Origin of the sequence: Butyricimonas sp. Marseille-P3923, assembly GCF_900184685.1 — a bacterium.
GTDB lineage: Bacteria > Bacteroidota > Bacteroidia > Bacteroidales > Marinifilaceae > Butyricimonas > Butyricimonas muris.
This window is the reverse complement of record NZ_FXXL01000007.1, coordinates 1,110,028-1,124,935: the sequence shown is the minus strand read 5'-3', so window position 1 is coordinate 1,124,935 and position 14,908 is coordinate 1,110,028. Positions and strand designations below refer to the sequence as shown.

General features: G+C 45.6%; 10 protein-coding genes and 1 tRNA gene. 4 read left to right on the top strand and 7 right to left on the bottom strand.

Annotated features, from left to right (window positions below; genetic code table 11):
- Window positions 1-36: 36 nt before the first annotated feature.
- Window positions 37-2,868, bottom strand: a complete 2,832-nt coding sequence (locus CS948_RS16220; protein ID WP_099292740.1) for a TonB-dependent receptor — start codon at window positions 2,866-2,868, stop codon at window positions 37-39.
- A 114-nt stretch (window positions 2,869-2,982) separates the two neighbouring features.
- Window positions 2,983-3,555, bottom strand: a complete 573-nt coding sequence (locus tag CS948_RS16215) for a phosphatase PAP2 family protein (RefSeq protein ID WP_099292738.1) — start codon at window positions 3,553-3,555, stop codon at window positions 2,983-2,985.
- A 117-nt stretch (window positions 3,556-3,672) separates the two neighbouring features.
- Between CS948_RS16215 and CS948_RS16210 the strand changes: the two genes are divergently transcribed.
- Window positions 3,673-3,745 (top strand) — tRNA-Thr (locus CS948_RS16210).
- Between the two features lie 184 nt (window positions 3,746-3,929).
- Complete coding sequence (locus tag CS948_RS16205; RefSeq protein WP_099292736.1) at window positions 3,930-4,553, top strand: DUF4923 family protein; 624 nt, start codon at window positions 3,930-3,932, stop codon at window positions 4,551-4,553.
- 110 nt (window positions 4,554-4,663) lie between these two features.
- Here CS948_RS16205 and CS948_RS16200 read toward each other — a convergent pair whose 3' ends face one another.
- The 5 genes from CS948_RS16200 to CS948_RS16180 form a co-directional block, all read right to left on the bottom strand.
- The gene (locus tag CS948_RS16200) at window positions 4,664-7,774 is read right to left on the bottom strand and encodes a DUF6562 domain-containing protein (protein ID WP_099292734.1); all 3,111 of its coding nucleotides are present in this window, start codon (window positions 7,772-7,774) and stop codon (window positions 4,664-4,666) included.
- 120 nt (window positions 7,775-7,894) lie between these two features.
- Window positions 7,895-8,938, bottom strand: a complete 1,044-nt coding sequence (locus CS948_RS16195) for a DUF6562 domain-containing protein (protein ID WP_099292732.1) — start codon at window positions 8,936-8,938, stop codon at window positions 7,895-7,897.
- Between the two features lie 7 nt (window positions 8,939-8,945).
- Window positions 8,946-10,151: a DUF3575 domain-containing protein gene (locus CS948_RS16190; protein ID WP_255302045.1), complete on the bottom strand. Its 1,206-nt coding sequence runs from the start codon at window positions 10,149-10,151 to the stop codon at window positions 8,946-8,948.
- Between the two features lie 262 nt (window positions 10,152-10,413).
- Window positions 10,414-10,728 carry a DUF3784 domain-containing protein gene (locus CS948_RS21985; protein ID WP_099292730.1) on the bottom strand — a complete coding sequence of 105 codons (315 nt, stop codon included), beginning with the start codon at window positions 10,726-10,728 and terminating at the stop codon, window positions 10,414-10,416.
- A gap of 12 nt (window positions 10,729-10,740) precedes the next feature.
- Entirely contained in the window at window positions 10,741-12,318 is a 1,578-nt protein-coding gene (locus CS948_RS16180; RefSeq protein ID WP_099292728.1) for a peptide chain release factor 3, read from the bottom strand.
- A gap of 449 nt (window positions 12,319-12,767) precedes the next feature.
- Between CS948_RS16180 and nfo the strand changes: the two genes are divergently transcribed.
- Both nfo and CS948_RS16170 read left to right on the top strand, forming a co-directional pair.
- Window positions 12,768-13,613: a deoxyribonuclease IV gene (gene nfo, locus CS948_RS16175; protein ID WP_099292726.1), complete on the top strand. Its 846-nt coding sequence runs from the start codon at window positions 12,768-12,770 to the stop codon at window positions 13,611-13,613.
- Window positions 13,610-14,827 carry an exonuclease SbcCD subunit D gene (locus tag CS948_RS16170; protein WP_099292724.1) on the top strand — a complete coding sequence of 406 codons (1,218 nt, stop codon included), beginning with the start codon at window positions 13,610-13,612 and terminating at the stop codon, window positions 14,825-14,827. The genes nfo and CS948_RS16170 overlap by 4 nt, the downstream gene beginning before the upstream one ends.
- Window positions 14,828-14,908 lie beyond the last annotated feature (81 nt).

Sequence of the window (14,908 nt, the reverse complement as noted above, 5' to 3'; positions counted from 1 at the left end):
GAGCCGTGTATTTTTGAACATGGCTCTTGTTTTTTATTAGAATTCTCCGAAATATCCCGGGGGAGAGTTTTCTCCTGCTCTTTTTCTATCGGCTTTTTTACTTCCCATCGTGTTAAAGCGGTAAGATATCGTCAGCATGTAATAATTCTGGGTATTTGTACTGTATCTGGTTTGCGTGTAAAGGTCTTGGATGCTGTAATTCAATAAATTCCTTTGGCGCAATAGATCCATTGCTTTGAATCTTACTTGAAGTTGTTTCCGTTTTAAGAATTTCTTCCCGATCTCCATGTTTAACATGCTATTGGATTGGTTGATATTCCCGCCTTTTTTACTTAGCGTGTAGCTATAAGAATAATCTCCGGCGAGAATGAATTCTTTCCAGAATACCCATTTAACGTTAGCGTTGACGGATTGACTGAAAGAACTGGACCCTTCCGTTGTCGTGCTTGTTGAAGAAGTGTAAGAGGTCGAAGATCGAATATTGTAATCCAAGTTTTCTGAAACATTACTCGTGATCCCTAGATTGAATGAGGCCCTGTGTGAATTGGTAATATTCTTGATATTATCGTAGATCGACGGGCTTCTGGAATAACTGTAAGATAAGGAGGGGCTTAATCTTAATTTGAGAGCGTTGATCCCGAACGAGTAACTGGAATTCATGGAGATACTCCATTGACCATTTAAGTTTATAGGCGTGGAAAGCCGGGCTCCGCGCAATATCTCGTAACCATTGATAACCGTATCGTTTTCGATAAATTGGGTAGCGGTGGCTATATTATTGAACGAGTTATTGAAATTAAGCCCTACATTTAGAAAGTTGAATTTTTCTTCTGAAATTTTTGAACTGCTGAAACTGAGAGAGGCTGATTGTGAAAATGTTTTTTTCAAATCGGGATTACCTTTGGATACACTTAACTGATCACTGACGTCCAATACATCTTGCAGTTGACTTGCACTAGGTGAACTTGTATTTCCATTATAGCTAAAGTTTAAATTGCTTCTTTCTGTCAGAGAATAGTTGAAATTGAATTGAGGAGAAAGATTCAAGTAATTATTTTTCACGAGTGAATCCGGGGCGTTTAAATACTCGTATTTGTTTTCTTCACTGGATAAATTAATGGAACCACCCCCGTTGAACGAGAATTTTTCTTTGTAATAATTGTAATTGACCCCGATACTATTATTTATTCTGGTATTACTGATTTTGTTCGTGAGAGAGGTGTCAATACCTATGATTTCGGTAAAAAGAGCGTCTTTATACGATATACTCTCTTTATCCGATTCGTCCTGACTGTAACTTAACGAGTAATTGAAAGATAAACGGGCGTGTTCGGTCAAAGGTTCGGAATAGGATACGGAACCTGTTAATGAATTTGAAAAGCTTTTTGTACTGTTGATCAGGTTACGCAAAGTATCTCTTTTGTTGATAATACTACTGTCTTGTTGTATCCCGTCGCTTTTCGTGTCACTGACATTTATATTTCCGTTTATCGTTAATGTCCGTCCTCTTTTGGCAAACCCATGCATCCACGAGAAATTTCCACCGAAAGAATAAGAATCGTTATGGTTTTGGCTTTTGGCATTTGTGATATTTAATGTATCACCGTCTTGAATACTATTTCCCAATCTGATGGAGCGGCTATCCGATTTACGTAACGAGAATGACGGGGAGAAGCTGATCCTGTCTTTTTCACTGATTTCATAACTGAAGCGGGTATTGACGCTATGGCTGGAACTCTCGGACCAAGAGTGATTCTCGTTCTCGTAAATTTTACTTTGGTAACTTTCTGACGGGAAATAATCCTGTCGGGTAGAACTGGCAGAGTAGGATTCGTTATCGCTACCACTATAACCGCCGGTTAGTTCCAGACCTTTTTTGAAAGTATTGAAAAAGTCCATGCCGAAGTTTTTACCCCTGTTGTGTCCCCCTTTTCCCTTGTAAGAGGCGTTAGGTAAATCCGAACCTTGATTCGTGTTACGCAAACTTCCCCGGATAGAGAATCTGCGTTTACGATTGAACGCGTTTGCGTTCGCGTCCAGATTGTAGTTGTTGTTCTTGAAAGAATCTTCGACATCATCCGATATGCCGTAACCTAATCCGGCTTTACCGAATATTTTTAATTGATCCGGATTCTTGGTTTCGATATTCAAAGAGCGGAATTTCTTACCGTCATTGTAACCGGAGAAATTCGCTTCCTCACTTTTCCCGTCAAACATCTTGATTTTAGAAACGATATTTGCCGGTAAGGTTTGTAGGGCTGCCATCGGGTTATCAAGGAAATATTCCGTGCCGTCAATATAGATGCGTTTGACTTCTTCTCCGTTTGCCATGAGTTTGCCGTCCACGAGTTCAAACCCCGGTAATTTTTTTAATAAATCTTCCAATTCTGCGTCTTCCGGGACTTTCACGGCTGCCGCGTTAAATTCGGTTGTATCGCCTCTTTGGATGATAAGAGGCGGTTTTGCCGTGATAACAACTTCATCCAGTTCTTCCGGTAAAAGTTTAATAATCCCCACGTTTGTATCCGCTTTTACCAGATATTTTTTGGTCGTGGGTCTGAATCCGACATAAGAGGCGGTAACGATTACTTCCCCTGCCGGTATATCCTTTAGCGTGAATTCGCCCATGGCGTCCGTTACCGTGGTAGGTTTCTTTTCGGCTCCCAAGTATATATGGGCTCCCGGTAATGTATCGTCATCCGAATCCCCGACGATAACACCTTTAATCGTGTGTACGACGGTTTTCTTTTCCTGTTGTTTGACAGTATCTTTTCTTACCGTATCCCTTACCTGCGTTTGAGCCAGTAGTGACACGGGACTAACGGTCATCAGTAAAATAAAGGCTATTTTGAAAATATGGTGTAGCATGATTTTTCTTTTCTATTTTAAACAAAAATAGATATAATATTATGGAACAGCCATAATAAAAGGCGGGTTTATGATTTCTTTAAATACTGTTTTAACAAATAATTTAGAAGTTTGTTAGAAAGTGATACAAGCGTGTATTCCCGGTCGTTTTTCGATAATCGTGGGAGAGAGGGAGATGCTGTTCCTTCCGTATGGCTTCGTGAATATATAGCTACTTCCGACACCGATGGCTGCCCCGCATAGAATGTCCCACCAGTCATGTCGGTCATAATGAGTTCTGGTCCAAGCCACGTATCCCGAAAGGAGATAGGCGGGGATTCCGAATTTCCAGCCGTAACGCCGTTGTATAAATGAGGCTCCTTGAAAAGTAACCGTCGCGTGTCCTGATGGAAAAGCGTGATGATTGCTACCGTCAGGGCGTTTTTTCCGAATGGTATGTTTTAGAATATAACTTACTCCCACGGCGGTCACGGCGGAAAAGACGAATTGTTTAGTGCCTTGGTAGTCTTTTTTCAATAATGTTGTTGTTAGGCAAGCGACAGGAGTCGCGTAGTAAATGATATCACCGGAAGTTTCTATCGCTTTCTTTTGGGCTGATAGACGGGGGATAAATATTATATTCAAGAGAAAAAATAGGCTGCAAAATAGACAGAGTGATTTTTTTTTCGCGAAAGGCTGTTGTTTCATCTTGTTGATTATTAAAAGGTCGCCGCAAATGTATAAAAAATGTGCAACAAGAAGTCGAAAAAAAATGATTTATCATTTCCAAATTTCAAAAATAGTCGTACATTTGCAGCCGTTATCGCCAATTTAGCTCAGCTGGTAGAGCAACGCATTCGTAATGCGTAGGTCTGGGGTTCGAGTCCCCAAATTGGCTCACGAAAGAGAGATTGTTTATTTCGAAAACAATCTCTCTTTTATTTTTGTATTAATTATTACTTTGGAATAATCCAAATACTGGTGTATTTTCGTGTGACAAGTAAATTTATTACATTTGTATCCGAGAAGGACGTGTAATTTAAAGTCTGGATATACTAATTTATACATATTTGCTTGTGTTTATGAAAAAAGGAAGATTATTTTTGAGCCTATTGGCTTGTTGTGTGTTACTTGGGGTAAAAAGTGGAAATGCCCAGTCGTGGAAAGATATTTTGAATTCTTCTGCGGTAAAGGATGTGGTGAATACGCTCACGGGAAACGTGATTAAGTTTTCTGATTTGCAAGGGAATTGGAATTACGTGGAACCCGCGTGTAAGATGACGAGCGATGACAAATTGAAAGAGGTGGGAGGGACGCTTATGTCTTCCACTTTGGAGAAGAAGATCACGGCTGTTTACACGAAAGCGGGTATCGTTCCCGGTAAGTTTTCGTACACGTTTAACAGTGACAGTACTTTCACGAATGTTATCGGGAAGAAGACGTTGAAGGGAACTTATTCTTTAGACGAGAAAAATAGGGTACTTGTGTTGAATTACACGCTGGGAAATGCTTTCACCGTGAAGAGGACAGAAGTACAACTGACAAAATCGGGAGATCAGATTTCGTTGCTTTTTAATGTCGACGGGTTGATGAAGTTTGTCAAGGTGTTGTCGTCAATGGTGAAGAAATCTGACACATCGTCTACTTTAACTTCTCTGTTAAATGGGTATGACGGAATGCTTCTCGGGTTCGAGATGAAGAAATAGCACTTGTTTTTATATAGGAAAAAGTGAAGGGGAAGGTTCTTTACACCTTCCCCTTTCGATTTATTAAATATTTAAACTCCGGAATTTAATTCTGTACCCGGGTGGAGTGGTTATTCTGCGATAATTTCCCAAGGATAAGTCACGTCGCCGGTTTCATTATATTTGTACCCTTCGGCAGGACTCCATTCCATATTGGAAGGTTTGTTTGTATAGGGTTTTGAGCTGTATTTTCCTCCTTTCAAAATAAAACCTCCGATAGGTGTACCGGGTTGGTCTTCATCCGAAGCGAGGCAGCAAGGCGTGCGGTCGGAGTAGAACTCGCCGCTTTCAACCTCGATGATGCCGTTCCATGCCGCGTAAAGTGCATAGAATGCATCATTTTGGGATTGATTAGGTGTCTTCTTTGCTAATGCTTTCACCTTCGTGAGTAGAATATGTGAGCCTCCGTTACAGGCAATGGCTCCCTGTACGCCCTCGATAGTGGCGTCCTTGATAGTCATTTTACCGCCATCTTGAGCACGCACGCAATATGCCCACGTGTTTGGTCCATTCAAGTTCGTGGATGTGGAGCGGATGTATCCGCCTTCGATATGAATCTCTCCGCCACCGGCAATGGCAAAGTTCGAGGCAACAGCCTGCACGTTCTTTACGGTCATCACAGCCTTGGCATCATTGTTCCAGAACAGGGTGCCCGAGCCGATGGTGTTCGTCGTGTAATGACCGCCTTCGACAGTTAAGGTTCCTTTGTTTTCCACCACGCGTTTTTTGAAGTTGATGGCACTCTTGTCGTTGCCTTTGATAGTCAGTTCGCTGATGTTGATGAAACAAACATCCTCGTGGCTTGATTCTACCGCATAATCGGAATTGCTCTGGTGGAGCGTGATGGTTGTCGGTTTTGTAATATTAATAGCTCTTGCAATAGACGACAGGTCGTAATGGCGCCGGATGGTCACTTCGCCGCCCGCTTCGATTTGTTCAACCAAGCGGTTCACTTCGATGTACCGGTCTTTGGCAACGCCGTTGACAATCACTTTCGGGGCATAAGGACGACGACTGCCGATATTGTAGTTACCAGCCCACCAACCGATGTAGTTATCAGTGCGGTCGCAGGTGGGAATATTATCGGCTTGTTGTGCCACGGTATTGTTCTTCAATTCGATTGTGTACTTACTGTAAGCCTCCGGTTGGGATGAACAGTTGGCTATCGTGCCGATAAAGGCATGGGAATAGCATTGTTCCATCTCATAGACACGGTCGTTTACATCCTCTGCACATTCGTACACTTTGTCGAACGAGATGTTGCTTACCGAGCAGCCTTCAACCGTCACGTTGCGTTCGTGTGACTGGATGTAACCTATCAAACCGCCTGCTTGGTAAAGTCCTTCTGCCGGGGCTGTGGTTTTTAGGGCGCAACCGTTTACCGAGCAGTTGCGTATGGTGATGTCTTTATCGGAGTTGCAGATGAATCCGACCAAGCCGGCTATCTTTTGGTAACTGGTGATAGTAGCGTTCTTAATGTGGCAGTTTTCTATCGTACCGTGGTCCATGCGTCCGACTAAGGCACCTCCGCGATGGCAAGTTACGGTAGCTTTGTCGATGGTCAGGTTCTTTACCGTACCTCGGAGCACGTAGAACAGTCCGCCGTAGTAGTACCCAACGCCATCCTCGTGTCCAGTGTAATTGTCCACGTAAAGGTTACTGATGGTGTACCCCGCTCCATCCAATTCTTTGAAGGCTTTGCCTTCTGTGTCAATCGGTACCCACGGGTTGGATGCGTTGCCTTGCATATCCAAATCGGCTGTCAGCACGATGCGTGCACATTTTTTCGTGTCGATTAGGGCAACGGCTTTCTTCAGGGTGGCTACATCACCTACGGCGTATGTCGATACTATGCCGGCACCATTCTCGAAAGTGATTTCGTTTACCGTGCCGTGAATCTCGACGTTCCCTTTTTTCACGTTCAATTTATTTACCGAGACTCCTGCCGGGATAACCAGCGTGTTATCAGCCGTGGTGGCGTCTATTTCCTCGTAACTTCCGCTTAAGGTTACGGTCGATTCGGGAAGGTTGATGGTCACCTTTTGGGCGGATGGCATGGCGAGTGTTACGGCGGCGGGAGCTTTTTGTCCTTGTGTTCCTGTTTCATTGTTATACGCAATCGTTATCGCCTGTTCCGTCTCTGGAATAGAGATTTGTAAAGTTGTGTTTGCTGTCTCCTTGTATATCTTCGGGATATTGATTGTGGCTGCTTCTACGGTGGGTGCTTGTTTTACCACGATGTTGGTGGCGCCATCCTTGAGGGCTTGTGTCACATCGCTCATTTTATCCACCTCGACAATCGTACTCTCGAAATCGGGGGTATTAAATTCCGGGTTGATGGTCACGCTCATGCTTCCCTTCTTCGTCAGCAGGTTACCGGACACGTTGGTCTTGTAGTTGCGGCGGATGGGGATGTTGTGGAATGCGTCGTTGGTGGTGATTGCGTCACCATTGTTGGTAAATGTCATAGAGAAGTCTGCCAAAGTGCTTCCCTCCTCCGGTGTTGCCCAAATGTAGTCGATGGTCAACAGACCGTTTCCGTTTTCGGGTACAGCCGTGGTGTACGCTAATCTATCTTCTTCGCTCGCCATTCCCGTCAGCGCATTGAATTTGGTGGGTACGGCATAGAAAGTTACGCTTACATGGGTCGGCTTCAAACTTTCGGTTTGGATTGCGTTCAAGTCATTTGTTTTCACGTTCAATTGCCCGAAAGGACGGGTGAGTGTAACTTCTTCCGCGAAAGCCTCGGTCACTTTGAGCGTTTTTTTGGCAAAGAATGCGTCGAATTCGTCATTGTTCCCGGCGTACTCTTTTGCCTTGATAGCTGTAAGGCCATTTGCCGTGGTGTAGTGCTTATCCGCATTACTCTCCCCCGCGACATCTGCCCAGAACACGAAGTCGTAGGTTTGCGAGGTCACCAAGCGTAAATCGGAGAAAGTGGCTTGGTTTTGGGATACGGTTGCAATCTTCCGTTCCCCGTACAATTCCCCGTTCCGGTAAATTTCCAAGATACAGCGGTTTATTTGTGTTCCGTCACCGGCTGCACGGCTCATGGTACCCGCTTGCGGGATGGTCACGCTGATCGTTTGCGAGTTCGCGGCATCAAGTCCTTCGATCTTTTCTTTCTGGCAAGCTACAAGTGTAAATGCAAGGCTTGCAATGATTAAGAATAATTTTTTCATAATGTATTGAGTTTTTAGTGAATTACTATCCCATGGAAATTCATGGAAGATGGTAACTCAACGGTTTATATATATATTCTTCAAATTTTGTTGTTTATCAACCTCATTAGTGTATCTTTTTTAGTCTGGTATAACAATGTCTATTTCGCCGTCGAAGTCGGGATCGATGCCGATACCGGGGGAGTAGCTGCGTGTCAGGAACTTGTCGCGTATTGTTGTCAGTTTGCCGCGTGTGATGGGTACGTTGATTCCGCCTATTTCGTTGAGCACGACGCCTTCGCTGTCGCGGATGGTTAGTTTGACCGTTACCGCCGATTCCGTGCCGTTCACGAAGATATAGTCACTGGCAAGGTGTCCTTCTTTCTCCGAGAGCCGGATTATATTGCTGCTGAACGCCACTCCTAACCGGGCGTCGTTTGGTTTGTTGGTATAGGCGTTAAAACCGCACGGGAAGTAGCAGGTGTATTCCACTTCTACCCGAATCGTGGAAAGATCGGGCGTTCGGGAGAGTTTGTTGTCCGCCGTGGTTCCGGTTTTCGACAGTCGTTCGGAAAGTTTGTCGAGAAACTTGTCGAGATCGGTGGTGATAAACTCGATCTTTGCCATCGGGCGTTGGAGCGTGACGGTCTGTTTCACTGTCGCGTTCCATTGTTTGCGGTACCCCGTCAAGTCTAGTTCTTGGCGAGCGACGTACGTGTCTTTGTAGTCGTTGTTACCGGTATATGCCTTGGTTTCGGGGATGCTGATGGATGCGAGCGAGTTAACGATATAGTATTTGTCTTTTAACGTTCCGTCCTGCACGTAATCCATCCATGTCACGATGTAATATTTTGCGGCGTGCAACGGCAACGAGGTGCTGATGGTATGTTTTCCGTCGACCGCCGGGTTGCAACAGAGTACGCGATGCACAGCGGGAGTGCCGTCGATCTCGTCACGGAATACCTCGATGATCCAGCGTGTGTCGTGTTCGCCGGCATTTGCGGTTTCGGAACGCGACGACGTGTAGGGTTCTATGCTCGGGTCGGTTTCAAACGTCAGGTCTACGTTCACCAGCGTGGGGTCAACACCCCCGTCTTTCGGGGACTCCAGAATAGTCTTGTCGCACCCTGTCATGGCGAGAACGAGTAGGCAAACGATATAGATAGCTAGTTTCTTCATGTTCATACCTCCTTTATTTACCGAATTTATAAACCATGTTGATGCCGACTTTCGTCAATCCCCAGTAGTTGTATGGCGTGTCTTTCTTGTAGCGGGCGCCGTTCGGGATATTATAGAATGTATCGTATTTCGTGTGAATGTAACCTGCGCCAATCGTGAACTCGGCTGCCCAGCGACGGGTGAAGGGGAGTGCATAGCCGTAACTGATTCCCGCCCCGTAGAAACCATCGGGCGATTGGTAGCGGTTCTCTCTGTCTACAGAAATGTTAAACGCCCCTATGTTGAGGTGGATACCGAAGAAATGCCCTTTCATCGGCGAGTTCGGCCAGTAACGGAATTCCGGTTGAATGGCGAGAAAACGCAAACTGTAATTCCGTGCAACGGCGTAGGGGCTGTAAATAAAAGAGAGATCCATTGAGTAATGTTTGTTGAAAGCCATCTCTGTGCCGATGTTGGCGACCGTGGCTGCCAAGTAGACAACGTTCGTCTTTATTGCCCATTGGTAACATGGGTGCCGTTCGAGCGAGGCTACCTTCGCGGGTTTCGGCACGAGGAGAGTTGTCGTATCCGGTTGGGGAACGTCTTTGACTTCAACCTGTGAGGTTGGTTCCGGTATAATCGTATCGGTAGATTCTTTTTTCGCGATAGATTCCTCTTTCGGGGGAATAGATAGTGCTACCACTTCATTTTGTTTCACCCGAAACAAGTAACTGACGGTAACCAAGTCCGCCACGTTATGCCACCGGTTGGGAGTGTTCGTGGTTTGGAAATGATGCTCCTTTATTCTCTCGTGGATGATAAAATAACTTTTTACTTGATTGCTTTGATTCCTAGTCTTTTGTAGGTTGATATCAGGTGAGCCGAACGAGTCGCAAAAACTGAGCACCCGCACTTTGATGTCCCCATTTTCAATCTCTTGACGATGCTTGCGGATAGACAGACCGAGGAGTTCGATGGCTGTTTTATTTCTTTTATAGTTTTTGCGGAATAGTTTTTCGCCCGGGGAGAAGTGGAATATGACCGTATCTTGTGCCAAACTGTCTCGCGTGTGGGTATTGTAGGCGAAAGAGGGCGTTTGGACTAACAATAACGCGAAAAGCGCAAGTGAGTAATAAGCCATCTGTAAGGCGCATTTCTGGTATTGGCGTGTTCGTGTCTTCCCGTAAATCATGCGGTATCCGGAATGTTGCCAAGTTTTGTTTCTCTTTACGTTTCTCATGTCGATATAGTATCATTAAACGATCGTTTAATGATACTGTAAATCGAAAATTTGTCACGAGTGATGTCATTTTCGCAATTAATTGTATATTAAAATTAACGAAAAGCTATCTACATAGTTGTGTTTTCGAAAAATGTTGATATATTTGCGCATTAATAAACGATGATTTAATAATATTTCCCCCTTTTAAGTTTTGTATAAAAATGAGAGGTATTAATCCCCTCTTCGGGGACAATGAGATGGTCTATATAATTTTAAATTTTTAGTTTGATTTACGGTACTTTTCCCCGTTTCGAGCGTGAATAAGGTAAAAAATTATACACACGGGTATTCCGAGGCCCCCGATGATGCGTAAAAAAGATAGCGAAAAGATTTCGGAGGCAAGCATAAGTGATATACAAAGAACAAGGGAAAGTATGAGTTTTCCTGTACTTTTACAAAGTGCTTTGGAATCATACTTTTCCTTTTCTTCTTTTGTCATTGTGTTATACCCGGCGATAAGGAACGCTCCTTTACCGCGTAACAGTAAAATGGCGAGAACTAAAAAAATGGCAATAACACAAATCAAAACAATCATCTTTTTCTTGTTTTAAAATTCCGAGGTAAAGTGGAATATTAACTTTTTATAATTGCTTTGTGCCATTTGGAGCATGTATTGCGATTCGGCGAGAAACACATCCCGTCCCCATTTGTCTTTCGCTAGATACTGTGCTTTATGAAGTTTGAAATCTTCCAGTTCTTTGTTGTCCAGTGCTTCAATCCAGCAAGCCTTGTAGAGGTTGATAGGTTCCCAGCGACACGCCGCGCTATACTCGTGAAGCAAACGGTATTCGATGACTTCGAACTGGAGGGCGCCCACCGTTCCGATGATTTTCCGGTTGTTGAACTGGTTGGTGAAAAGCTGGGCTACACCTTCATCCATGAGCTGGTCGATACCCTTTGCCAGTTGTTTCGATTTCATGGGGTCGGCGTTCTCGATATACTTGAATAATTCCGGCGAGAAGCTGGGTATTCCCTTGAAGTGTAGTTTCTCCCCTTCCGTGAGGGTATCACCGATTTTGAAGTTTCCCGTGTCATGCAACCCGACGATGTCACCGGGGTAAGCCTCGTCGATAATGGATTTCTTGGAAGCCATGAATGCCGTGGGCGTAGAGAATTTAAGGTTTTTACCCAGTCCCACGTGGAGGTAGTTCGTGTTGCGTTTGAACGTGCCGGAACATACTTTCACGAAGGCGATACGGTCCCGGTGGTTCGGGTCCATGTTGGCGTGGATTTTGAAGACGAAACCGGTAAATTTCTCTTCTTCCGGCGACACGATGCGTTCTTCCGTTTCACGAGGGAGGGGAGTAGGCGCTATTTCGATAAAACAATCCAGCATTTCGCGGATACCGAAATTGTTCAAGGCAGAGCCGAAAAACACGGGTGCCAGTTGCCCCTGCAGGTAGGCTTCCCTCTCCGCGGCGGGGTACACTTCACGCACGAGTTCCAAATCTTCACGCAGTTTGGTGGCTGCTCTTTCGCCGATATGGCTATCCAGTTCGTCGGAATTAATGTCATTGATTTCAATCCCGTCTTGTATGGTCTGCACGCTGGCGGAGTAAAGGCACAGGTTTTCTTTGTGTATATTGTATATACCTTTGAACACGTCGCCGTTGCCGATAGGCCAACTGAGAGGGGTTACTTGAATTTGAAGTTCTTTTTCTATTTCATCCAAAAGGTCGAACGGGTCCTGTCCCGGGCGGTCGAGTTTGTTGATGAACACGATGACCGGGGTTTTGCGCATCCGGCATACTTGCATGAGCTTGCGGGTTTGGCTCTCGACACCTTTGGCGGAGTCAATCACGATAATCACGCTGTCGCAAGCCGTCAGTACCCGGAATGTATCTTCGGCGAAATCTTGGTGGCCCGGGGTGTCAAGAATATTGATTTTAACGTCTTTGTATTCAAAACCCATAACGGACGTGGCAACGGAGATACCTCTCTGGCGTTCTATTTCCATGAAGTCGGAAGTTGCCGTTTTCTTGATTTTGTTCGATTTCACGGCACCCGCTATATGGATAGCGCCCCCGAATAACAATAATTTTTCCGTTAATGTGGTTTTACCCGCGTCCGGGTGGCTGACGATACCGAATGTCCGTCTTTTCAAAATCTCTTCCTTGAAACCCATTTGTCTTGATGATTTTAGATTTTATTTTAGCGGGTGCAAAGATAGAAATAAATTTTAAATTTATACCCGGGGTGCGTGGGGAGATGAGGTAAGTTTCTGGCGTGTTCGATAATCTTCTTGTTATTGTCGGTGTTGATACAATGTATCCCATTGTTATTAAATTTTATCTAATAACAATTAAATTTTAATTCTTTTCCTTTTGGAATAGGGAATGAATAGGATTTGAATAGGAATTGAATAGGAAATGGTGCCAAGTAAATACAAATGATGTTTGTATTTTATACATGTTATATTCCTTATTTTAATTGAAATTCTATTCAAAACGGGCACCTGCTTTCATTCGTTTGCTGCGGGAGGAGATGGGGTGCTTTTGAAAGGACGAACTTTTTGTCGTGGAATTTAATTTTTGTCTTTTAAAGTCGTAGATTTGTGAAAACAAAAAAGGAATTATGGAAAAGTATATAGGAGCGCACGTGAGTGCATCGGGAGGAGTTGAAAATGCGCCGGTTAACGCGCACGAGATTGGGGCAACGGCTTTTGCCCTGTTCACGAAAAATCAAAGGCAGTGGAAGGCTGCCCCCCTGTCGGCAGATAGTATAAGGCTGTTTCGGGAGCGTTGCGAGCAGTATGGTTACACGGCTAAACAGATATTGCCGCACGACAGTTACCTGATTAATCTCGGGCACCCGGAAGCCGCGGGGTTGGAGAAGTCCAGAGAGGCATTTTTCGATGAAATGAAGCGTTGCGAGGAGTTGGGTTTGGACAGGTTGAATTTTCACCCGGGAAGCACGTTGAAGGAGATTAGCGATGAGGCTTGCTTGACTTTGATAGCGGAGTCGATTAATATGGCATTGGAACGGACGCGTGGGGTTACTGCCGTGATTGAGAATACGGCGGGGCAAGGTTCTAACTTGGGCTACAAGTTCGAGCAGATTGCCTATATTATCGATAAGGTGGAGGATAAAACCCGTGTCGGGGTTTGTCTTGATACTTGCCATTCGTTTGCGGCGGGGTATGATTTGGCGACTTCTTCCGGTTTCACGGAAACGTTCGAGCATTTCGACAACGTGGTCGGGTTTAAATATTTGCGGGGGATGCACTTGAACGATGCCAAGAAAGAGTTGGGTTCCCGTGTCGACCGTCACGATAGTTTGGGCAAGGGGACGTTGGGTATCGAGCCGTTCAAATGGATTATGCAAGACGGGCGGTTTGACGGGATTCCTTTGATTTTGGAAACGCCGGATGAATCGTTATGGCCGGAAGAGATTAGGATGTTGAAAGGATTTGTAAAATGAAAATATTGCATACTTCGGACTGGCATTTGGGAAAACGCCTGAACGAGCGGGAAAGGACGAGGGAGCAGGTGGAAGTGATGGATGAAATCGTGCGAATCGCGGAGGAGGAGCGTGTGGATGTTGTCGTTGTTGCCGGGGATTTGTTCGATACGTTTAACCCGTCGGTGGAGGCGATAGAATTGTTGTATCGTACGTTGCATCGCTTGGCGAACGGGGGCAAGCGGTTGGTGGTGGCTATCGCGGGGAATCATGATTCGCCCGACCGGGTGGATTCTCCCGACGTGTTGGCTCGTCAGCATGGAATCTTTTTCGTGGGTAGCCCGAAGGTGCATTTTAATTCCACGGTGACGGACGGGGGGATTGAGTTGTCGCGGTCGGAGGAGGGGATTTCCGAATTCCGGTTGCCGGGACACGAGTATCCTTTGCGGGTGATGCATACGCCTTATGCCAATAGTCTGCGCCTGTGCCGGTTTCTTGGAGTCGAGGGGCAGGAGGAGGGATTGCGTGCCGTGCTTCGGGAGCATTGGGGGGCGTTAGCCGCGAAGTATTGTGATAACGCGGGTGTGAATTTGTTGGTGACGCATCTTTACGTGGTGCGGGAAGGGGGAGATATGCCGGAGGAACCCGAGGATGAACGTCCGATTAATATCGGCGGGGCGGATGCGGTGTACACGTCATTGATACCCGACGGGATACAATACGCGGCGTTGGGGCATTTGCATCGCTGGCAAGTGGTGGACACGGCGCCTTGTCCGGCGGTGTACAGTGGTAGTCCCCTTGGGTATAGTTTTAGCGAGGCGGGGCAGGATAAATATGTCACGCTCGTGGAGGCGGAGCCGGGACAAGAGGTGCGTTTCGAGAAGCGGCGTTTGACGAGCGGGCGTCCGTTGGCACGGGTGCGTTTCGAGGGGGTGGAGCAGGCTGTGGCTTGGTTGACGGGGCATCCCGAGGCGTGGGTGGAATTGACGGTAGCGACCGATACTTACCTGACTGCCGCTGAAACGAAGTCGATACACGAGGCGCATGACGGTATCGTGTGTTTGATTCCGGAGGTGAAAGAAGCGTCGGTTTCCGATGAACGGGTGGCGTCGATACATGATTTGCGTTCTGACGTGAACGCTCTTTTTGCCGAGTATTTTCGTCGTCGTAAAGGGCAGGAGCCGAATGACGAGATTATGGCGTTGTTTAAAGAAACTTTATCAATTGAAAATTGAAAGTTGAAAATGGAAAATTATAAAAAGCTATCAAATCGAAATCAAGAGTTCTCATTTTCAATTTTCAATTCTTAATTTTCA